At 64.3% G+C, this 20,916-nt stretch carries 20 protein-coding genes and 1 riboswitch; of the genes, 10 read left to right on the top strand and 10 right to left on the bottom strand.

What is annotated here, in order from left to right; translation table 11 throughout:
* Positions 1-9: 9 nt before the first annotated feature.
* Positions 10-963 carry an ABC transporter ATP-binding protein gene (locus tag AUL39_RS10045; protein ID WP_059055879.1) on the bottom strand — a complete coding sequence of 318 codons (954 nt, stop codon included), beginning with the start codon at positions 961-963 and terminating at the stop codon, positions 10-12.
* Positions 964-1,127: 164 nt separating this feature from the next.
* Here AUL39_RS10045 and AUL39_RS10040 point away from each other — a divergent pair, with 164 nt between their 5' ends.
* Together AUL39_RS10040 and AUL39_RS10035 are read left to right on the top strand one after the other, a co-directional pair.
* A complete protein-coding gene (locus AUL39_RS10040; protein ID WP_059056081.1) occupies positions 1,128-2,225 on the top strand; it encodes a sensor histidine kinase in 1,098 nt (365 codons plus the stop codon).
* Positions 2,222-2,848, top strand: coding sequence for a response regulator (locus AUL39_RS10035; protein WP_059055876.1), 627 nt, complete (start codon positions 2,222-2,224; stop codon positions 2,846-2,848). Before AUL39_RS10040 ends, AUL39_RS10035 begins: the two co-directional genes overlap by 4 nt.
* Positions 2,849-3,554: 706 nt before the next feature.
* On the opposite strand, the gene AUL39_RS10030 is transcribed toward AUL39_RS10035, so the two are convergent.
* Positions 3,555-4,487, bottom strand: coding sequence for a carbon-nitrogen hydrolase family protein (locus AUL39_RS10030; protein WP_059055875.1), 933 nt, complete (start codon positions 4,485-4,487; stop codon positions 3,555-3,557).
* 225 nt (positions 4,488-4,712) lie between these two features.
* Here AUL39_RS10030 and AUL39_RS10025 point away from each other — a divergent pair, with 225 nt between their 5' ends.
* Positions 4,713-5,486 (top strand): dioxygenase family protein, encoded by a 774-nt coding sequence (locus tag AUL39_RS10025; protein WP_059055873.1) that lies wholly within the window; start codon positions 4,713-4,715, stop codon positions 5,484-5,486.
* A gap of 138 nt (positions 5,487-5,624) precedes the next feature.
* On the opposite strand, the gene AUL39_RS10020 is transcribed toward AUL39_RS10025, so the two are convergent.
* Positions 5,625-7,991 (bottom strand): LuxR C-terminal-related transcriptional regulator, encoded by a 2,367-nt coding sequence (locus tag AUL39_RS10020; protein WP_059055871.1) that lies wholly within the window; start codon positions 7,989-7,991, stop codon positions 5,625-5,627.
* Between the two features lie 649 nt (positions 7,992-8,640).
* Between AUL39_RS10020 and AUL39_RS10015 the strand changes: the two genes are divergently transcribed.
* From AUL39_RS10015 to AUL39_RS10005, 3 genes are all read left to right on the top strand, one after another.
* Complete coding sequence (locus tag AUL39_RS10015) at positions 8,641-8,835, top strand: hypothetical protein (protein ID WP_059055869.1); 195 nt, start codon at positions 8,641-8,643, stop codon at positions 8,833-8,835.
* Between the two features lie 69 nt (positions 8,836-8,904).
* Positions 8,905-9,519, top strand: a complete 615-nt coding sequence (gene pcp / locus AUL39_RS10010) for a pyroglutamyl-peptidase I (RefSeq protein WP_059055867.1) — start codon at positions 8,905-8,907, stop codon at positions 9,517-9,519.
* A 72-nt stretch (positions 9,520-9,591) separates the two neighbouring features.
* Positions 9,592-10,539 carry an L-lactate dehydrogenase gene (locus AUL39_RS10005; RefSeq protein ID WP_059055865.1) on the top strand — a complete coding sequence of 316 codons (948 nt, stop codon included), beginning with the start codon at positions 9,592-9,594 and terminating at the stop codon, positions 10,537-10,539.
* Between the two features lie 279 nt (positions 10,540-10,818).
* Here AUL39_RS10005 and AUL39_RS10000 read toward each other — a convergent pair whose 3' ends face one another.
* The 4 genes from AUL39_RS10000 to AUL39_RS09985 form a co-directional block, all read right to left on the bottom strand.
* Entirely contained in the window at positions 10,819-11,565 is a 747-nt protein-coding gene (locus tag AUL39_RS10000; protein ID WP_059055863.1) for an energy-coupling factor transporter transmembrane component T family protein, read from the bottom strand.
* On the bottom strand, positions 11,558-13,378 hold the full coding sequence (locus AUL39_RS09995) for an ABC transporter ATP-binding protein (RefSeq protein ID WP_059055861.1): 1,821 nt from the start codon (positions 13,376-13,378) through the stop codon (positions 11,558-11,560). The genes AUL39_RS10000 and AUL39_RS09995 overlap by 8 nt, the downstream gene beginning before the upstream one ends.
* 139 nt (positions 13,379-13,517) lie before the next feature.
* Positions 13,518-14,075: a tryptophan transporter gene (locus AUL39_RS09990; protein ID WP_059055859.1), complete on the bottom strand. Its 558-nt coding sequence runs from the start codon at positions 14,073-14,075 to the stop codon at positions 13,518-13,520.
* Between the two features lie 54 nt (positions 14,076-14,129).
* The gene (locus AUL39_RS09985; RefSeq protein ID WP_059055857.1) at positions 14,130-14,702 is read right to left on the bottom strand and encodes a hypothetical protein; all 573 of its coding nucleotides are present in this window, start codon (positions 14,700-14,702) and stop codon (positions 14,130-14,132) included.
* A 405-nt stretch (positions 14,703-15,107) separates the two neighbouring features.
* Positions 15,108-15,182, top strand: a riboswitch (Fluoride riboswitch).
* Between the two features lie 36 nt (positions 15,183-15,218).
* On the opposite strand from AUL39_RS09985, the gene crcB reads away from it, so the two are divergent.
* The 4 genes from crcB (at position 15,219) to AUL39_RS09965 (ending at position 18,863) form a co-directional block, all read left to right on the top strand.
* Positions 15,219-15,599, top strand: a complete 381-nt coding sequence (gene crcB / locus AUL39_RS09980) for a fluoride efflux transporter CrcB (RefSeq protein ID WP_070807634.1) — start codon at positions 15,219-15,221, stop codon at positions 15,597-15,599.
* Positions 15,600-16,018: 419 nt separating this feature from the next.
* Positions 16,019-16,543: a nitroreductase family protein gene (locus AUL39_RS09975; RefSeq protein WP_059055856.1), complete on the top strand. Its 525-nt coding sequence runs from the start codon at positions 16,019-16,021 to the stop codon at positions 16,541-16,543.
* A gap of 60 nt (positions 16,544-16,603) precedes the next feature.
* Complete coding sequence (locus tag AUL39_RS09970; protein WP_059055854.1) at positions 16,604-17,326, top strand: MBL fold metallo-hydrolase; 723 nt, start codon at positions 16,604-16,606, stop codon at positions 17,324-17,326.
* Positions 17,327-17,447: 121 nt separating this feature from the next.
* Positions 17,448-18,863 (top strand): DHA2 family efflux MFS transporter permease subunit, encoded by a 1,416-nt coding sequence (locus AUL39_RS09965; RefSeq protein WP_059055852.1) that lies wholly within the window; start codon positions 17,448-17,450, stop codon positions 18,861-18,863.
* On the opposite strand, the gene AUL39_RS09960 is transcribed toward AUL39_RS09965, so the two are convergent.
* Genes AUL39_RS09960 through AUL39_RS09950 form a run of 3 tightly spaced genes read right to left on the bottom strand, consistent with a single transcriptional unit; the run spans position 18,860 to position 20,694 of the window.
* A complete protein-coding gene (locus AUL39_RS09960) occupies positions 18,860-19,597 on the bottom strand; it encodes an alpha/beta hydrolase (protein ID WP_059055850.1) in 738 nt (245 codons plus the stop codon). The two genes, AUL39_RS09965 and AUL39_RS09960, sit on opposite strands and share 4 nt — an antisense overlap.
* 24 nt (positions 19,598-19,621) lie before the next feature.
* The gene (locus tag AUL39_RS09955; RefSeq protein WP_059055848.1) at positions 19,622-19,945 is read right to left on the bottom strand and encodes an AzlD domain-containing protein; all 324 of its coding nucleotides are present in this window, start codon (positions 19,943-19,945) and stop codon (positions 19,622-19,624) included.
* Complete coding sequence (locus AUL39_RS09950; RefSeq protein ID WP_160327076.1) at positions 19,942-20,694, bottom strand: AzlC family ABC transporter permease; 753 nt, start codon at positions 20,692-20,694, stop codon at positions 19,942-19,944. Before AUL39_RS09950 ends, AUL39_RS09955 begins: the two co-directional genes overlap by 4 nt.
* Between the last annotated feature and the right edge of the window lie 222 nt (positions 20,695-20,916).

The raw sequence follows: 20,916 nt of genomic DNA, 5'->3' as shown, positions 1-20,916 counted from the left end.
TGCTGCCCCCTATGCCTCATCGCGCAGCGCGCGACCGGTGATCTCGAGGAAGACGTCGTTCAAGGTAGGCGGTTCGGAAAGCACGCGCCCGTATGAGAGGCCGTTCTCCGCCAGCACGCCCAGGACGTCTGCCAGGTTGTGCGCGCCCGAGGCACACTGCACGCGCAGCATGCCCGCATCCACCTCGGCGGAGCGCACGTGGGGGAGGGACCTCACGCGCTCGAGGGTCGCCTCGTCCATTTCGCCCACCTCGACGGAGACCTTCTCGCCCGTGCCGATCATGCCTTTGAGCTCGTCGGCGGTGCCGCTGGCAACGCTGCGGCCGTGGTCCATAATCATGATGCGCGAGCAGAGCCGCTCGACCTCCTCCATGTAGTGCGAGGTGTAGATCACGGTGGTGCCTTCGGCGTTTAGGCGCTCGATGCCCGAGAGGATCGACTCGCGGCTCTGCGGGTCTACGGCCACGGTGGGCTCGTCCATGATGATGAGCTCGGGCCGGTGCGCGATGCCACAGGCAATGTTGAGGCGCCTAAGCAGGCCGCCGGAGAGCTTCTTGGGGCGAAAGTCCTCGAATTTCTGGAGCCCCACAAAGTCGATTGCGGCGTCGACCAGCTCGCGGCGGCGCGCGCGGTCTCTCACGTAGAGCGCGCAGAAGCTGTCCACGTTCTCGCGTACGGTGAGCTCGTCAAAGACGGCGACCTCCTGCGGAACCACGCCAATGCGGCGTTTGAGCTGGTAGCTGGTGGGGCGCATGGGCTGGCCAAAGAGCTCGATCTCTCCGTGGTCGTACGAGAGGAGCTGCAGGATGCAGTTGATGGTCGTGGTCTTGCCCGAGCCGTTGGGGCCGAGAAGCCCAAAGACCTCGCCGGGAGCGATGTCCAGCGACAGGTGGTCCACCGCCACCAGCTCCCCGTAGCGCTTGACCAGGTTGCGAATGCGAACGACCGCCTCGTTAGACGCCATGCCGGCTCCTCTCGTCTGCCTGGTGAAAGTGTCGCGTGGTGGGCGGCGCGTGGGAAGTGAGCGACGTCACCGGTTGCGCCGGTGGGGCGTGACAAATGTCATGGGTTTTGCCGGCTGGGGGCAAGAGCTGCGGCGGCGCGCCTGGCGTCCGTATAATTGCGGCCATGGAGAGAATTGCCGACAAGTGCGTGGTGCTTCTCGCCTGTCTGGCACTTGTGGTGCTGGCAGGCTCGGTGGATGCCGTGCGCGTGGTGGCGCTGCTCGTTGCCGTGGGTGCGGGTGCGTGCTTCGAGCTTGTGTGCGAGCGCTGGTCAGCTGCCGCTGCGGCGGTGTGCTGCGTGGCGTGCGCGCTGGCGGCGCTGGTGCCGGGGGCGTGGGTGGCGCTGCCGCTTACCTGCTACGACCTGCCCCGCATTCGCTCGCGCTGGGCGTTGGCGGTGGCGCCGTGCTGCACTGCGTGGGTGTGGGCGGCCGGTGTGCCCGCGACCACGGCGGCGGTTCTTCTCGCCCTGGTTGCGTGCTCGATGGTGCTCTCGTGGCGGTGCGGGCGTGCCGTTGGGCTTGAGCGCGAGCTCCACGGACTGCAGGACGACCTTCAGGACAAGGTCATTGATCTGCGCGAGAAGAACCGCGAGCTTGAGGACGCGCGCGCGTACGAGTCCCACGCCGCCGCTCTGGCCGAGCGCACGCGCATCGCGCGAGAGATCCACGACTCCGTGGGCCACCAGCTTACCCGGCTGGTGCTCGAAGTGGAGGCGCTCAAGGTGGTGCACCGCGATGACGCCACCGCCGTCGAGGAGCTTGGCGAGCTTTCGGACGGTCTGGGCGAGGCGCTTACCTCCATGCGCACGAGCGTCCATGCACTGGAGGACTCCGCTCTTGACGTGGGCGTGGAGCTCAACCGGCTTGCCGGCCAGAGCGGAATTGCGCACGTGGCCGTGGACTGCGACTTTGAGGTTGCGCCGTCCTCCGAGGTGAGCCGCTGCCTGGTTGCCGTGACGCGCGAGGCGCTCACGAACGCGGCCCGCCATGCGCACGCCGGCCATGCGGCGGTGCGGGTTGCGGGGCTTCCCGGTATCTGGCAGCTGCGCGTCGAGAACGACGGCGACGTGCCCGCAGACGTGACCGGCCTCGAGGGGCGCGGCATGGGCCTGCGCGGCATGCGCGAGCGCGTGGAGGGGCTTGGCGGTACGCTGCTGGTGAAGTCGGACGGGCGGCGCTTCTCGGTGTTTGCGTCGATTCCCAGGAAGGGGCAGGCATGAGGGTCATCGTGGTGGACGACGACGCCATTGTGGTGCGCTCGCTGGCGACCATTCTCTCCGCGGAGCCGGACATCGAGGTTGCGGGCACGGGGACAAGCGGGGAGGAGGCCGCCTCGCTCTTCTCGGCGTGCAAGCCCGACGTGGTGCTCATGGACATCCAGATGCCTGGCGGAGACGGACTGAGCGCTGCCGAGAAGATCCTGGCCGCCGATCCCGCGGCGCGGGTGGTCTTTCTCACCACGTTCTCCGACGATGACTACATTGTGCGTGCACTGCGGCTGGGCGCGCGTGGCTACCTCATCAAGCAGGACGTGGCGACCATCGCTTCGGCGCTGCGGTCCGTGATGGCTGGCCAGAGTGTGCTCGAGGGCGAGGTGCTTGCGCGGGCGACGGCGCTCTCGGTCGATGGCGCGCGACCGAGACGAGAGGAGCCCGAGATGCGCGGCCTTACCGAGCGCGAGCGCGAGGTGGTGCGCGCCATTGCCGACGGGATGAGCAACGCGGAGGTTGCCGCCGCGCTCTATATGAGCGAGGGCACGGTGCGCAATCACATCTCGTCCATTCTCGCCAAGCTGGGGCTGCGCAACCGCACGCAGATTGCGGTGTACTACTACCGCGGGTAGTGTGGGGCACCAGGCGTTCCGCCATTCTCTGCGCGCGATGCCGAAGCGTGCGTTGTTGCGGCAAGCGCGTACGAGAGGGGCCTGCCGGCGTCAGGAGAGTCCTGCTGGCGTCTCCGCCGGCGGCCTTTGCCGCACTCGCCGACGCTTCCGCCGCGCCCGCCGGCGTCTCCACTGCGAATTATTGCGCGTTATTCCTGAGATTTCATGGGCCAACTGGTCAAATGCCGTAATGGCGAGAAATAACGTGCAATAAATTCGAAGGATGCAACGCGAGACAGCATGGGTGGAGCGCGACAGCGTGGGCGACACACGCAGCCCATGGCTCACCTAGGGCCTTGCCCCCAATCAACTTGGACTGGATTGGAGAATAGCTCCTTTTCTTAAACGCTGGTGACATTTGCCCAGTTAGCCGGTATCGGTATTAAGAAAAGGAGCTATTCTCCGTAAAGAGGGATGGAGCAGCTGGGGCTGGTACGAACCTTAGGGACGGGCGTGTGTCGCCTTGCTCTGCGATAGCCCCTCTTATCCTATCCCGCCGAAATTATTGCGCGATATTTCTCGCTGTAGCGACATATGGCCAGTTGAGCTGTAAATTCTCAGGAATAACGCGCAATAATTCGTGGCGAGAAGGTCGGCGGTTGATGGCGGGATGGAGTTGACGGGCAATGGAATTCTGTTGCCCGGTAACTCAATCCCGCGCCGGACGCTAGATGTCGTTCACCTCGAGGCGCACGGCGTCGGGGCGCGCGTAGTGGCCCACGGGGTCAAATTCCCACTTGGACGCCGGTACCTGCTGCATGTCGAGCGTTGCGTAGAGAATGCCGTCAGTGTCCCACAGCGGCTCGGCGCCGGGCACCGGGTGGCCAAACGGGTCGACCACGCTTGAGCCGCCGCGATATACCACCTCGGGTAGGCGCGCCACCTCGGGCAAGGCGAGAAGGTCTGCGGGGTAGTCGTCGCGAACCAGGTAGGGGGCGCAGTTCACCACAAAGCAGCGGCCTTCGATGGCGATGTGCTCCACCGTTGCCTGCCACTCGGGGTTGCCATTGGTGTTGGGGGCCAGGTAGATGGCCACGCCCTTCTGGTAGAGCGCAGCGCGGGCAAGCGGCATGTAGTTCTCCCAGCAGATGAGCGTGCCCATGGGACCCCACGGCGTCTGGCTCACGGGGAAGTAGTGATCCTGCGCGTCGCCCCACACCAGGCGCTCGGCGCCGGTGGGCTTGAGCTTGCGATGCCATGCGTCAAGGTGGCCGTCTGGCGCAAATACCAGGTTGGTGTTATAGAGCGTGCCCGAGGTGGCATCGCGCTCCGAGACGCCTACGCTCACCCAAACTCCCGTCTCACGCGCCGCGGCGGCAATTGCCTCGGTCTCGGGACCACCCACCACAACCGAGCCGTCGTAGTAGCGCTTCCACAGCTCCTTGCTGCCGGGCTCGCGCGCGCCAACCACAAAGCCAAAGGTCAGGCCATGCGGGTAGCCCGGGATGAGCAGCTCGGGCAGGACCACCAGGTCACTGGGGCGCTCCTCGGCCACACGCCGGATGGCATCGAGGGCCCCCGCCAGGCAGGCGTCGCGGTCAAACGGCCGGGGTCGCGACTGCACCACGGCGATCTTGCACGTGTCTTGGATGTCTCTCATCGGTGCCTCCATTACGGGGGTGGGGTATATAGCTGGCCTTATTGTAGTGCCGAGAATCGCGTCTGACCAGGGTGGGCGGCGCTGGTTTTGGTCGCTGCGGTCCCTGGCAGCCCGCGCCTTCACCTGGTATGCCAAAAGATACCTCTTGCATGGCATTTCTCGGCGAGTAGCATGAATGCCAGAGGACAGGTACAAATAAGATACCTAGTAGCGATGGAGGACAATATGGCAGACAAGAGGCAGATGTCAGTGTTCGTGGGTCACGGCGACCCCATGATGGCGCTCCGCGACGACGAGGTGGCGCGCGGCCTTCGCGCGATGGGCGAGAAGATCCTGACAGATGCGCCTCGCGCGATTCTCGCCGTCTCTGCGCACTGGTTCTCGCGTGGCACGCTGGTGCAGAGCGACCCCACACCGCGCCAGGTGAACGACATGTACGGCTTCCCGCCGGAGCTCTACGCCATCAAGTATCGTCCCGCTGGCAACGCGGACCTTACGGCGCGCGTGCAGGAGCTTCTCGGCAGCGATGTGGAGGTGGACGACACCTGGGGCATCGACCACGGCGTGTGGACCCCGCTCCACCACATGCTGCCCGCGGCCAACGTGCCTGTGGTGGAGCTCTCGGTGAACGCGCTTGGCGACGCGCGCTACGCCTACGATCTGGGCCGGCGCCTGGCCCCTTTGCGCGACGAGGGCTTTGTGGTGCTGGGGAGCGGCAATGTGGTGCACAACCTGCGCGAGGTCGAGTGGGATAACCCCGCAGGCACCAAGGCCTGCAGCGAGTTCGACGCTGCGGTGCGCTCGGCCGTGGAGGCGCGCGACGACGAGAAGGTCATCAATTACCAGCGGCTGCCGTACGCGACCTACGCGGTGCCAACGCCCGAGCACTACCTGCCACTGCTCACGGTGCTCGGAGCGTCCGAGGGCGAGAAGCCCGAGGTCTTCAATGACGTTCGCAACCTTGGCGCGATATCGATGACCAGCTACGCGTTTGAGTGACGGCGACAGGCGCTTCTAGCGCGACAGGCGCTTCTCGCTACAGGTTCGCACGCGAATGTGTGACCCGCGCAGGTCGCCACAGATTCGAACGCCGAATGTGTGGCGACTCCCAGGCGCCTGCCAGCCGCAGCCGGCATGCTACACCAGCCGCAACCGCCGTGCCTCGCTTGCCGCCTGTGCGCGGCGGCTCACGCGCAGCTTGGTGAGGATATGGCTCACGTGCGTCTTCACCGTGGGCAGCTTGATGCCGAGAAGCTCGCCAATCTCGGCATTGCTCTTGTCCTGGCAGATGAGGCGCAGCACCTGCAGCTCGGTTTCGGTGAGAGGGTCGGCGAGACCGCCCGCGGCTTCCAGGTACTTGGGATAGTGTGACGCCTGCATCCGGGCGCTCTTTACCAGCCGCGCGAGCTGCTCCTTCTCGGCCTTGCCCGTGCCCTCGCGCTCCAAGAGCTCCAGCAGAAGCGGCAGCACTGCGCCGCCGTACTGCGTGATCGTTTGTGCGTACCCGTAGTAGTTTGCCCGCGCCAGGGCGCGCGTCATCCACTGCTCCCACTCCTGCTGGCCGCTGCGCCAGTGCGCGATTGCCGTGAGAACGTCGTAGTGGATGGTGTCGATAACCCTATCGCACGCCATGAGGTACTCGCTGAGAGCGGCCATGAGCATTCGCGCTTCCGTGTAGCGACCCTCCGCGATGAACGCCTGGTACACGGTGAGATAGACGTAGCGGTCCATGTAGAACAGCCGCTCGGAGAGATCGGGCGCGTTCTCCTCGAGCCATGCGTGCGTGCGCTCCGTCTCGCCTAGCCGCAGCCACATGCGACAGCGCAGCGCCGCGAGGTTCTTGAGGATGCGCCTGGCCTCCGGGCTCTCTTCCTGCGAGAGGCGCCGGCGCAGCGAGTCGAGAAGGGAGAGCGCCTGGCGGATGTTCCCCTGGTCGATGAGGCAGCGGCACTGAATGCCAACGGCGGCGAACTCGAGCGCCTGGTCTCCGTCGCGCCGGATCTTGGGGAGCGTGGCGCTGACGCGCGCGAGGTAGGGGGTGACGTCCCCGCCCTTCTCGAACTTGCTCTCGCAGAGGCCAATCTCCACAATGCCCACACCCAGGCGCCCCAGCGCGTTGCCAACGATTCTGCTCATTGCTCGGGCCGTGAGGTCATCGGAGGGGGTCCAGGGACTAAGGTCTCGCCCGCCGTTTATGACGCTCGGCAGGCCGCTCGTCACCGAGGGCACAAGCTCGGGGTTGTCACTCGCGTGCAGCTTGGCCAGCGCCCCCACGGCAGCGACGATGTTCGTGAGATGCCGGTGTGGTAGCGAGATGTCAAGAAATGCCAGGTAGGACTCGGCGGTGCGGCGCTCCTCCGAGGTTCTCTCCGGCGCCTTTGCGTACTCCTCGAGCCTCGTGTACCAGCGTTCCGAGTCCGCGATGCACATTGCCATGGAATCCAGCATGGACATGATGCGCATGAGGCGCGGAGACGAGAGGACAATGTCTTCCGGCAGCTCGTGGTAGTAGTGCTCCAGCTCGTAGTAGCTGCCGCTGCCGGGATTGAGGCGCGCATGGTCTTCGAGAATCGCAAGCATGCGCTCGTCGTCACTAAGCCGCGAGCACAGATCGAGGGCGCTCGTGAAGTTGCCCTGGGATTCGTAGTACTCAATGACTCGGTTGACGATGTCGGTGACGGTGGCGTCGTTGCGGCGCCTGGCACGCTCCCACTTGCAGAAGTTGAGCATGCCCTCGCGGACCTTCCACGTGTGACCTTCTCGCGTGATGAAGCTCGTTGCGTGGTGGAGGGCGTCGAGGAGGCGCGTGCCCTCGTCCTCTCCCAGCGCGTGGACAATGAGGTCGTCGTCAATGGTGTCGAAGAGTGGAACCAGGAGCAAAACGTCCTGGGTCTTCTCGTCAAAGCGGTTCTCGAACTCCGCCTCAAAGTAAGCCATGACCTCGTCGCGCAGAGGGGCCTCCCAGGAGGAGACCTCGTCACGCTGGATGTGGGCTATCGCCGCAGCTACGGCAAGGGGGTAGCGTTGGGAGGCGTTCGCCACGCGCTCGACGAGCTCCGGCGTGGAGGCAATTCCGTTTGCCGACAGCAGGTGGGCGATGTCGGTGTCGGTGAAGAAGAGGTCGTCCGCCGTGACAATGAGAAGCTCGCCCTTGGCAAAGAAGGGCGTGAACCAGCCCGGCATGGGCGCGCGGGAGAGAAAGACGAAGCGCGTGCTCGTGCAGCGGGAGATAACGGATGCCAGAGCAGCGCCCTGCGCGTTGGAAACGGCGTCGTGGATGTTGTCGACAAGGACAGCGTCGTGCTTCTTGGAAGCCTCTGCGGTAACTGCCTGGGTGACGTCGACTGTGGCGGCGTCCACCTCAAGCACGTCCATGCCTTCGAGCATGCGGTGCGCGAACTCTGACTTGCCAAAGCCGAGTGGCGCATAGACAAAGGCCAGGCGCGAGCACTTCCATTGCGCCCACAGGTATTCGTCGAGCTCGAGAGGAACCTTGGCTAGCATGACTGCCCACCACCCACGCAAGCTTGGGCGTCTGTGCATTGTGGTGCTGGCCACACCATGGAATCCCCCTACCTTTCTCGCACGGCATACGGATACCCGGCCGTCTGCCATCGGACAATGGTAGGACAGGGCGACCGAGCATAGATTCGGAAACTATTCGCATCAAAGCCCAATAGTAACGGAGGGAAATGCGGTTCCCAGGCCTGGGCATCTTTGCAGGCCGAGCGCCCCGAGTCCTGCTGCGGTGTTCTCTGCAAGCCCCTTAGCCTTCCTTGCTGTGTTGCCAAAGGCGATGCCAGTCGAGAAGGGCGTGTCGGCGAGGGGAGTCAAGGGCAGCGTTGACGTGGCCGTCTGTCGCGCCGTCTGTCGCGGGGCCAATGCCGCGTGTTCTCGCCATTTAGGAATTTTCCGAACGTTTAGGGATGGTTAACCGGCGAAATGGCGCGGTACTGAAATTTAGACGCGAAAATCGAACGGTTAGGCGCCCCTAAACGGCGAAAACTCGTGTGATTCCCAGCACATGGCGTGCATGCTCGTCTCCTCACGTTGTCCAAACTTGAAGCCCTTATTTATGTCGCGCCCGTCGGATATAGTCGAGACAATCCGAGGCAGAGACTTCGGCACGTTGGCCCTAGGTCAGGAGGTCACCATGAGCTACACCGATGACGAACTGGAAGAGGCACTCGAGCAGTATCGCAGGGGAGAGCTCGACTTCGAGGACTACAAGCGCATGTGCGACGAGGCAGACCGCGAGGAGGCAGAGGAGAACTACCGTCGCAGGGCAGCCAAGAAGCGCGGTGGCTGGCAGCCTTTTGTCAGCGTTGTTTTTACCTTCGACCGCTAGAGTGTGGTTGGGTGTCTGCGTTTCACGTTCCAAGTGGAGCGCAGCTATTAACCACGAGAGGCGGTGCACATGGAGAAGATCTTGGTCACGGGTTTCGAGCCCTTTGGCGGCGAGAAAACAAACCCCTCATGGGAGGTGGTAAAGGCGCTCCCACAGGTCATCGTCGGCCATGCGGTGGTGCGCGAGTGCATTCCCGTGTCCTTCCGCCGTGGGCCCGCCGCCGTGCTTGAAGCAATCCAGCGCGAGAACCCCTCCATCGTGCTCTGCGTGGGACAGGCTGGCGGTCGCGCCAAGGTGACGCCGGAGTTCGTGGGCATCAACTACGCAGATGCGCGCATCCCAGACAACGACGGCGAGCAGCCCCAGGCAACGCGCCTCCTGGCGGACGCGCCGGACGCACACTTCTCAACGCTGCCCGTTCGTGCGATGGCACAGGCGATGGTCGACGCCGGCGTGCCTGCCGCCGTTTCGTACTCCGCGGGGACCTACGTTTGCAATGCGGTGCTCTTCTCGGTGCTTGATGCGCTTGCGGCATCCCAGTCAACGGCGCGTGCCGGCTTTGTGCACGTTCCCAACTCGCCCGAGCAGGCATGCCATTTGGCAAAGGCAACTCCCAGCATGTCGGTTGCGCTCATGCTGCAAGGAATCGTGAGCGGTCTTGAGTGCGTCTGCTCATGGGGCTAGGCTCGTCGCGTGGCGCTGGCCCCTGGCATTGCCCGGCAGCTCAAGCGCCCGCGAGCCAGAAAGGGGAACCACATGAGCTTCAAGGACACCAAGGTCGTTATCGTAGGCGCGGGCAAGGTGGGGTCCACCACCGCGTTCAGCATCATTAACCAGGGGCTTTGCGGTGACGTGTGCCTCATCGACGTGAACCACGAGCACGCGGTGGGCGAGGCGCTCGACATGCGCGACTCGGTCTTCTTCATGAACCGCAACGTCAATGTGCACGCCGGTGACTACAGCGAGTGCGCAGATGCGGACATTGTCATTATCACCGCGGCGGCGCCCATGCCCAAGGACTCCAACGACCGCCTCGAGATGCTCAAGCCCAGCTTGGGCGTGGTGCGCTCGGTGGTCGAGCAGGTCATGGCGTCGGGCTTTGACGGTATCTTCCTGGTGGTGTCGAACCCCGTCGACGTGATGAGCTACTACACCTGGAAAGTCTCTGGCTTGCCGCACGAGCGCGTCATTGGCTCTGGTACCTTCCTCGACTCCGCGCGACTGTGCCGCGCGTTGTCGGACATGTATGACTTGGCGTCCAACAGCGTCGAGGCCTACGTGCTGGGCGAGCACGGCGATTCGGAGATCGTCTCGTGGAACAGCGCGACCATCGGCGGCAAGCGCGTGGACGACGTCCTGCGCGACAACGCCTCGCGTACGCGCGGTGTCACCCGCGACGAGCTGCGCAAACGCACGGTGCAGGCCGGCTGGGACATCTTTAGCCGCAAGGGAAACACCTGCTACGGCATTGCGTCGAGCACCGCGTCCATAGCCAAGTCGATTCTCTTTGACGAGAACCGCATCATGCCTGTCTCGGTGTACCTCGACGGGCAGTACGGCATTCGCGACACGTTTATCTCAGTGCCCACGATTGTCGACAGCACCGGCGCCAAGGAGATTGTGGAGATTGACCTCCTCCCGGACGAGCTTGAGGCGCTGAAAAAGTCCGCGAACATGCTCCATGGTTTGGACGAGAAACTCTAGGGGCTTCTTGGTGGCGGCGTGAAGAAAACCCTCCCTCGGGCGAGAATCTGGCGCCGAAGGGAGGGTTTTATACGCTGTAGCTGCGGAAACGTGCCTTTGGGCGAGAAAACGGCGCCCGAGCGAGGGTTTTAGACGGGATTCCGTACGAGATGCCCCCTCGGGCGTCAAATTGACGCCCGAGGGGGCGTTTTGGTCGCTGTAGCTGCGGAAACTGGCCCTCCGGCGCCGCCGGAACCGCGCGCCGCCGGAACCGCGCGCCACCGCGTCGCCCCGCTGCCCCTACAGCAGCGCGCCGGCAACCACCAGCGCAGCGCACGCAACCAGCACCACCACATCGCGTCCCACCATCGGGTAGCGCTTGTAGCTGCTCTCGCGCGTGCGCAGGTAGAAGCCGCGTTGCTCGGCGGCAAGCGCCGTCGCGTCGGTCTTTCCCACCGAGCTCACCAGCAGCGGCACGCACAGCGGCAGCATGAGCTGCAGCTTGCGGATGGGGTTCTTGGTGTCGTACTCAACGCCACGCGCGGTCTGCGCCTCCATGATCGCGTTCATCTCCTGGCTGAACACGGGCACAAAGCGCAGCGCCGTGGTGAACGTGAACGCGTAGCGATACGGAATGTGCAGCACCTCGACGCAGGCGTTTGCCAGGTCGTTGAGCTTGGTCACGCTCAGCATGAGGATGAGCGGCAGCGCCACGCCCATCAGGCGCAGGCATGCCTTGCTGCCCGTGACCAGGCCCTCCGTGGTCATCCACGCAAACACGGGCGCGCCGCCGCGCACAAACGCCGTCTGCAGCAGAAGCATCACCACCGCCAGCGGCACAAGCAGCTTGAGCAGCGAGACCAGCTTGGACGTGGCATGCGCGTAGGCGCCCAGCGCAAAGGTGAGGACGAGAAGCCCTAGCAGCATGGGGTAGGTGTCGGCCAGGAAAATCGCAATGATGATTGCCGCGGCAATGCCTAGCTTGGTCACGGGGTTCAGCCGATGCAGCAGGGTGTCTCCCGGCACGTAGTCGATCACGTTAACCACGGCGAACCATCTCCTCGGTGAGGTCGACTATGCCAGAGACCTGGCTGATTCCGGCAAACTCGGGCGAAAGATCGCGTGCGAGAACCTCGGACAGCTCGATGACCTGCGGCGCCCTCACGCTTGCCTCCTGCATGAGCTTGGCGTTGGAGAACATCTCGAGTGTGCCGCCGCGGTCGAGGATGCGCCCGTTTGCCATGACCACGATCCTTTCGGCAAAGTCCGAGACGACCTCCATGTCGTGGCAGACCATGATTACTGCACAGCCGCGCTCGGCCATCTTGCTTACCGTGTCCATTACGGTCATGCACTCGCGGTAGTCAAGGCCGCTCGTAGGCTCGTCGAGAAGCACCACCTCCGGCTCCATCACCACCACGGATGCCAGTGCCACCATTTGCCGCTGGCCGCGCGAGAGCGAGAAGGGCGCCTCGTCTGCGGGCAGCCCAAAGTGCTCGATCACCGCGCTGGCACGCTCGCGCGCGTCCCTCTCGTCCACGCCCTGGAGCGTGAGGCCAAACGCGACCTCCTCGAGCACGGTGTCCTTGCACAGCTGGTAGTCCGGGTTCTGGAAAAGGGTCGCGCAGTGCGCGGCAATCGCGCTGGTGGGAACCTCGTGCGTGTCGAGGCCAGCCATCCGCACGGTGCCCGACGCGGGACGCAGCAAGCCATTGAGTAGCTTGGTGAGCGTGGTCTTGCCGGCGCCGTTCTGGCCCACAATGCCCACGACCTCGCCGGGATACACCCGCATGTCCAGGTGGTCCACGGATGCCGTTCTGCCCGGGTACGCAAAGCTCACGTCCTCAAGGCTCACCACTGGCTGAGCGCCCTCGGCGTGCGGGCGCGGCGTTGCTACGTGCTTGGAGCCCGCGCGGAAGCCCGCCTCGCGTGCTCCCTCCTCGGCGCTTGCCACGTGGCAGCTCGTCTTTGACGCGGGCTGCACCAGGCCAGATATGACCTCCGCCGCCTCGGACACGGTGAGGCACGGTGCGCCGGAAACCAGGCCGTCCTTTGCAAGCGAGTTGTACACGCGTGCCACGCGCGGGCTGTCGACGCCAATGCGCCGCAGCTCATCGCCGTGCGAGAAGACCTCGCGCGGCGTGCCGTCCAGCACCAGCGACCCCTTGCTCATCACCAGGATGCGGTCGCAGTACTCCGAGAGCAGCGCCACCTTCTGCTCGATGACCACCACGGTGACGCCCTCCTCGCGCACCTTGCGCAGTGTGTCAAACACAAGGGTCGACGACGCGGGGTCAAGCGCGGCCGTGGGCTCGTCGAGCACCAGGACGCGCGGGCGCATGGCGAGAATGGCGGCAATGGCCACCTTCTGCTTCTGACCGCCCGAGAGCGTGGCTATCTCGCGTTCGTGCAGGTTGGAGATGCCCACAGTCTCAAGCGTCTGGGCAATGCGCCCCTCGATCTGGTCGTGAGGGACGCCAAAGTTCTCCAGGCCAAAGAGCATCTCGTCCTCGACCACCGAGGCCACCATCTGGGTGTCGATGTCCTGCAGGACGCTGCCCACTACCTGCGAGATGTCGGTGAGCGTCACGTCGCAGGTGTCGTGCCCGTCGACCAGTGTGGCGCCGTAGAGTGCGCCGTGGTAGTGGTGAGGGATGGCACCCGACATCACGGACGCGAGCGTGGACTTGCCGGCGCCCGAGGGTCCAATCACGCCTACGAACTCGCCCGCGCCAATGCTCAGCGACACGTCGCGCAGCGCGGCGTCCTCGCTGTTCTCGGCGCCCCCCTCGGCTGGTGCGTCGTAGGAGAACGTGACGTGGCTCATCTCGATGATGGGCTTTTCTTCCCGTGCGGTCATAAGAGCCTTTCGTGAGACAAAGGGACAGTCCCTTTGTCTCATACCAATGCTGGGGTGAAGGCAAGGAGCGTCCCTGCCACATACGTGAGACAAAGGGACTGTCCCTTTGTCTCACGTGCGGTTCACTATCGTAGACGAACTACTTCTTGAGGACCTTCTTGAGGGGGAAGTAGAGGGCCTGGACTACGACGGCGTTGAAGATTGCGGTGCCCAGGACGATAGGGATTTTCACGACCACGGTGGCCAGTGCGGCGCCCATGATGAGGTTGCCAGCCACGGCGAAGAGTGCGCCGGAGACGAGCGTGGTCACGAAGGCGGCGACAAGCGGGGTGACGTCACGACCGCCAATCTTGATGGTGCGGCGGATGAGGGCGGACATCACCAGCGCGGCGACGAGCTCGGTCACAAAGTTGAGGCCGGGGATGGAGGTGGTGAGCTGGATGACGGCGGCGGAGACCAGGCCAAAGATGGCCGCCTGGCCAAAGCCGGCGTTGGAGAGCAGGATTGCCAGCGCGTAGGAGGCAATGATGAACTGCGGCTTGATGCCTACGATGGCAAGGGCGTTGCCCACGGTCATGTTGAGGATGAAGCCTGCGGCGAGAAGGACGGCGAGAAGGACGAGGGAGGAGACGTCGGCCTTGCCGGAGTGCTCGGTGGTGTTGACGGTGCGTGCCTGGGTTGCGTTCTGCTCGGACATGGTGGGCTCCTTTCGGTTGTGCTGCTGGTGAGGTCTACGGTTGAGGACGGGCGGTTAGTCGTTGACCTTAAGGGCCTTGCACACGGGGATATAGAGCGCCTGGACGAGAATGGCGTTGAAGACGGCGGTCGCAAAGACAACGGGGAGCATGGCGGCGGCAAGCTGCTGAGCGGCGCCAACCATGGCGATGCGGATGATCATGAAGATGACGCCGGAGACTACGGTGGTGACAAAGGTGCCAATGGCGGGGACGATCTTCTTGGCGCTGCCGCGCATGCCGGCGCTCACGATGACGGCCATGAGCATGGCGGCCACGCCCTCGGCGGCGAAGTCAACAAAGGGCGAGGTCGTGGTGATCTGGATCACGGCCGCAGAGATGAGGCCAATAACCAGGGCCTGCGGGACGTTGGGACGAACGACCAGGATGGTGAGGCAGAAGGCCGAGATGATGAACTCGGGGCTGATCATGCCGCCGGAGATGCTGGAGATGGCCTTGCCCACGGTGAAGTTGAGGATGAAGCCTGCCGCGAGAAGCACGGCGAGAAGTACCAGCGCGCGGACGTCGAGCTTTCCGTGATCCTCGGAGGTGACGGTGCGGGCCTGCTGGGTGTTGGTGTTCTCGGACATGGTTGGTTCCTTTCTGATTGGGTGACGCTGTGTGTGGTTTGAGATCGCTTAGAGGGTGTGCTTGCACAAGAAAGAGGGCCCCGGTCAAACCGGGAGCCCTCTTAATTCGCGAAATTATGGCGCGAGAGACTCACGATCGACCGACCGCTTGCGAATCGCGCCACCACCAGTTCATGGACGTACGTGCGATGTTAGTGGCGATGCGGTTCATCTCTGGCGCTCCTCTCGTGAGTTCCGGCCGCGTGGGCGGCCTGTGCTTGTTGTCGGGAACTATACGCCCGATGGCCCGCGTGTCGCAAGAGTCGTTGTGTAAACGCTTGGTAACGCGGGGCCTGGGTTGCTTGGGGTGCGAAAGCCGTGCGAACGAGCGACCGCGCGGGTAGGCTGGCGCCGGCTGTGCTACGCTGCCCGCTGGGGAATGAGGCCTCCCCGGCGGGCGCGCTCGCCGAACCGCATGGCGCTGATGGCTTCTGCGTTGGGCGGCGTGCCGCCCGTCTCGTCTGGAAGGTCGCAACCATGCCTGCACTGCTCGATTGCCTTGCCGTCTGCGCCGGGGGAGCTCTTGGGTCTCTCGCCCGCTACTTTATCTCGCTTGCCCCGTTCAAGAGCGTGGGTGACGCCGGATTCCCGCTTGCCACGCTTGTGACCAACATTGTGGGCGCGTTTGTGATTGGGCTTATCGTTGCCACCGTTGCCGCAGGTCACGAGCTTGACTCGCGCCTCGTCCTCTTCCTCAAGGTGGGTGTGTGCGGTGGATTTACCACGTTCTCGACGTTTGCGCTGGAAAGCGTTGGCTTAGTGCAGCGTGGTGAGCCGCTGGTAGCCGTGGTGTACGTGATGCTGAGCGCCGGCCTGGGCATGGGCGCGGTGGTTCTCGCCCAGCAGGTGGCAGCGTAGGGGGCCTAACAGCGCTGAGGCACTGGTTACGCCCGCCTCGCGCCGACTCAGACCAGAGCCAATACTGTTGGCTCGGGGAGATTGGCTCCTTTTCTTAAAACCGATTCCCGTCAATGGGCAAACGCGGCGCCCGACTCTCGGAAACTGCTGAGAGCGGAGGACGGGGACGGGGAACGCGGTGGGCCGTTTTGGCAGCAAGTGCGTACAAAAGGGGCTCTCGGGCGTCTTTTTCTCGCCGGAGGGCACATCTCTGCAGCGGGAAGGTACGGGAGGGATTGCCGAGAGGAAATCGCGTCCCGGTCGCCCGACGCCATTCGCCAACGCTGCCACGGTACATCAAGAGCTGGTTTGGGAAGAACATGGGAGAGCGAGGCCGAGCAAGGACGGGCCGCGCAATTTCCAACCGCATTGGAGGAGCCATGAACGAGGTCGAGAAGTGCATCCGTGAGCGTCGCAGCACCCCTAGGTTCAAGCGGGTTCCCGTGGCGCGCGAGCTGGTCGAGCGCGTCATCGAGGCCGGCCTTTGGGCGCCCTCCGGCATGAACAAGCAGTCTCCCATCATCGTTGCCGTGACCAACCGCAAGCTTCGCGACGAGCTTGCCGAGGAGAACCGCCGCATCATGGGGGCGCCCGAGGGCATGGACCCGTTCTACGGCGCACCCGTCGTCCTTGTGGTTCTCGCCAGCGCATCGGTTCCCACGCGCGTGTACGATGGCTCGGCGACCATCGAGAACATGCTGCTTGCGGCGCAGTCGCTTGGTCTGGGCGGCCACTGGATCCACCGCGCCAAGGAGGAGTTCGAGGAGCCTCGCTACAAGGAGCTGCTGGCAAGCCTGGGCGTGCAGGGCGACTACGAGGGCATTGGCCACGTGGTGATTGGCTACCCAGACGCCGAGAAGTCCCAACCCGCGCGCAAGGACGGCCGCGTCTTCTGGGCTGAGTGACGCCCGCGGCTCCCCAGTTATCGTTCCCACTAGTACGTAGTGCGCCGGAAAGGACCATCCATGCGCGTCACGCATATCTACCACAGCGGCTTTGCCGTGGAACTACCCGTCTGCACGCTGCTCTTCGACTGGTACACAGGCGAGCTCCCCCAGCTTCCTCGCGACCTTCCGCTTGTGGTGTTTGTCTCGCACGAACACTCCGACCACTATGGCCGCTGCATCTGGCCGCTGCGCGAGCAGTTCCCCAACACGCACTACGTGCTGGATAAAGACGTCGCAGCAGACGCACCGGCGGATGCCCACGTGACCGCCGTCGAGCCGCGTGCGTCCTACAATCTGCAGCTGCCTGCAGCGGCAGGAGCAGTCCCCACCTCGCTCTCCGTCCAGACCCTCGAGTCCAACGACGAGGGCGTGGCATTCTTCGTCCGTGCTGGCGGAACCTCAATCTACTTCTCGGGCGACCTCAACTCCTGGCAGTGGCGCCGTCCGGCCGACCAAAACGTCGCATCCGAGAAGTTCTTCCGCACGGAGCTCTCGCGCATTGCCTCCGGTCCGGTGGACCTCGCCTTTGTTCCGCTCGACCCACGCCTCAAAGACCCCGCAGCTGGAATTGCAGCCTTTATGGATGTGGTAGGCACCCGCGCGCTCTTCCCCATGCACTACTGGGACAGCGCTGACATCGTCCACACCCTTATGGCAGATACCCGGCTGGCCCCCTACGCAGGAATTACGCACTTCGAGGACGTGTGTGAGCTGCCCGACCCGTCTGCGCACCCGGCCTAGCGCCGCTGCCACCCCGCGCGAAACTGAAAGCGCGGCTCCCGCGCATTGGCTATAGTTCCCACTGTCCCGAGCGGAACCAGAGACATTTCCGTCTGGACTAGCCAATCCCGGGAGTCGCCCCATGAAAGAAAGCACCACCGCAAGCAGCTTCGAGCGCATGCTCGACGCTCGTCTCGTCCTGTCGGTCATCGCGGCCGGCATCATGTCGTTCTCCGGCGTGACCGTCGAGACCGCCATGAACGTCACGTTCCCCTCGCTCATGGCCGAGTTCGGCATCACCACCTCGACCGTCCAGTGGATGACCACGTCCTACCTGCTGGTTCTTGCCACCGTTGTCCCCACGTCGTCCTATCTCAACAGGCGCTTCCGCACCCGTAGCGTGTTCATCGCGGCAATGTGCTTCTACATCGCCGGCATCGTGTGCGGCTTCACTGCAATCTCGTTCCCCATGCTTCTGTGCGGCCGCATCCTCGAGGGCGTGGGCACGGGCATCGCCCTTCCGCTCATGTTCAACATCATCACCGAGCAGGCTCCCAAGAAGAACATGGGTGTCATGATGGGCATCGGTACGCTGGTCACGGCCATGGCACCGGCGGTTGGCCCCTCCGTGGGCGGCTGGCTTGCCGATAACTACGGATGGCGCATGATCTTCGCGGCGCTTCTGCCTGTGCTGGGCGTGGCCTTCCTCCTGGGCGTCTTCTCCATCCGCCAGAGCCACGAGGTCTCGCGCGACCCCTTCGACGTCCCCGGCTGGCTTGCCATTGCCGCGTCCTTTGCCACGCTGGTCTTTGCCGTCGATCTGGGCTCTAGCCTTGGCTGGACCAGCCCCGCTGAGCTCTGCCTGCTAGCCGCCTTCGTGGTACTTCTCGTCCTGTTTGTACGCCGAGAAAGGCGAGCAGACCACCCGCTCATCTCCCTTGCAGTCTTCTCTCAGCGCCGCTTTGTGATGGGTGTGGTTGCCCTTGTCTGCCTGCAGTTTGTTGTGCTGGGGCTGTCATTTCTCATCCCAAACTACTCGCAGCTTGTGATGGACACCGGCGAGACCGAGGCCGGATCGATCCTGCTGCCCGGCTGCGTGGTGGGCGCCTGCATGGCGCCGCTCTCGGGCCAAATCCTGGACCGCTTTGGGCCGAGAAGGCCCATCCTCGTGGGCGCCACCTGCGCCCTACTTGGCACGGTTCTCTTTGCCGCGCTGTCAAAGCGCCTGACCACGGCGCCGGCCATTGCCATCTACGTGTGCTTTGCCTTTGGCCAGAGCCTCATGGTGGGCAACACCATGACCGAGTCCCTCTCGTTCCTGCCGGCAGCAATCAAGGCCGACGGCAACGCGGTGATCAACACGCTGCAGCAGCTGGCAGGCGCAATCGGTACCAGCGTCGTGACTACCGTGGTCAATGCGGCGCAGGTGGGGGCCACAGACATGGCGTGGGCAACCATGGTTGGCACGCGCGAGGCGTACCTGCTTCTGGCGTGCGTGGCCGTGGTGCCCCTGGCGTCGATGGCGTGGGTCACCGCGCGGCCTGTGCAGGCGGCCTAGTCCGCCGGTGCGGCGTTTGTGCCGTCATCTAGCAGCCAGCGGATGCCGCGCGCCGTACGTAGGTCCTCGTCCACAAAGTGGTTGCCGGGATTGAGCTCAAAACGCGTAACGACGCCCAATTGCTCGAATCTCTCCGCAACCTGACGCGTGTCTTCAAGTACGGACCGCATGGCACGGTTGCGCGTGTGCGGCTCGGCATCACCAAGCGAGAAGTACGCGCGTTGTACGGCAGGCTTGGGCCTGTTACCTGCGACGTATTTGACAAAGTCCGGATACCACAGAGAGCCAGAGACGCTAGCCACGCGCTCGAAGGCGCTGCTCTGCGTTGCCGCCCATGCGGCAAAGAGTCCCGCCAACGAATAGCCCGCAAGCGCCGAGAAGGACGGCACCATGCCGTGTTGGGCGAGAAGCGCCTCTGCCTGTGGCATGATCTCGCGTTCGAGCAGGTCGAGCTGTAACAAGGCGAACCCTTCGTAGGGCCTGCCGCCACGAAACACCGGCGGGCTCGGCCACGGGGTGAGGTCATTGTCCCAGCTCTTAGGCGCTATTGCCACCAAGGCTATGGGCTGCTCGCCGCCCTCGCGCAGGCGCTGCCACACGTCTGCGCCGTCACCCTCAAAGACATGCAGGTAGACCACAGGAACGCGCGCCCAGGCGTCGGTCGTGCTCGCCGGTGGCTCCGTCGCGCGAAGGGTGGCCTTCGCGCCTTCGACCTCAAAGCTCTGCTCAACCATGTCACGCCCCCGGTCCCATCGCCGCTACACAAGCGACAGCAGCACGTACGTCACGACTCCCGCCACGCAGCACCATAGCATTGACCGCGTGCGCCACGCCACAAGCGCCACCACGCCCGCCGCTACCAGGGGCATGAGGCCCGCCCACAGCCCGGCGTCGAACATGCTGGGGGAGAGCAGGTCGTTTGCGACCAGCGCCGCAAAGGCGGCCGGCGGGATGTAGCCCAGCGCCTCCACCACGCGTGGCGAGAGGGGACGTCCGCGCAGCGCGACCACGGGCACCACGCGGCAGGCAAGAATAAACGCAAACGAGGAGAGCCACAATACTAGGAACTGAGAGGTGCTCATCGGGCGCCACTACCCTTGGCAGACGCGGCGGGCGCGGCGGGTTTCTCGCCGTCGCTACCCCGTCGCGGCGCAAGCCCGGACGCCATCCCCGCGGCCACGCCCATAAGCGCCGCAAGCGGCACGGCCACGCCGCCCAGCCCGTTCCACTTGCAGAGCGCAACCGTGACCGCTGCTCCCAAGGCGGCGCAGACGGTGCCGCGCGTGCGGGGCTGAGCGTAGAGCAGGTAGATGAAGAGCGAGGTCATCGCAAAGCCGGCGATGGCGGTGGGGATGTCGACCACAGAGCCAAGCGCGGCGCCGGCGGCGCACGACACGGCCCAGGTAAGCTGCACGCACACGTTGAGACCAAGCGCGTGTCGTGCCGTCCATGCGTCGCCCGACGCAAGGCGCGAGAGCGTGATGCCGTACGCCTCCTCGGTGTAGCAGCACGCGATGGCAAGGGACTGCCTGCGTCCAAAGCGCTTGAGGTATGGCGCGAGCGACGCCGAGTAGAGTGCAAAGCGCGTAGAGATGGCCGCCACCGAGGCGATGATCGAGAGCAAAGGGGTTCCTGCCAGCCACAGGTTGCTCATCATGAACTGACCGCCGCCCGAGAGAAACGTGAGGCTGAGGACAAAGTTCATAAGCGGCGTCATGCCGGCCTTGGCGGCCAGCACGCCGCAGGGGAGTCCCACGGCCACATAAGAGAGCATGACCGGCCAAGCGGCCGCCAGGACCTCCTGGGCGGTTGTTCTTGTTGCTTCTTGCACGTAATCCCCTTGGGCAATATCTCGCGTGCGCAGTGGCACGCGGATAACAGCACTTAGTGGGGACAATTGTACCGCAGGGCATACGCTCGCCGAGTGGTTTCATATGCCCGTTGAGCGGTAACAATTTTTTGTTACTTGTTCAGACGGGACTGCGGTGGGAATCCTGGACCAAATCGGAACAGGAAGGAAGCCGCATGCACAGCGCTGAGCAGAGAAAGATCG

This window comes from Tractidigestivibacter scatoligenes, assembly GCF_001494635.1.
In the GTDB taxonomy this organism is placed as follows: Bacteria; Actinomycetota; Coriobacteriia; order Coriobacteriales; family Atopobiaceae; genus Tractidigestivibacter; species Tractidigestivibacter scatoligenes.
The sequence above is the reverse complement of the archived record's forward strand: the minus strand, read 5'-3'. Positions and strand labels throughout refer to the sequence as shown.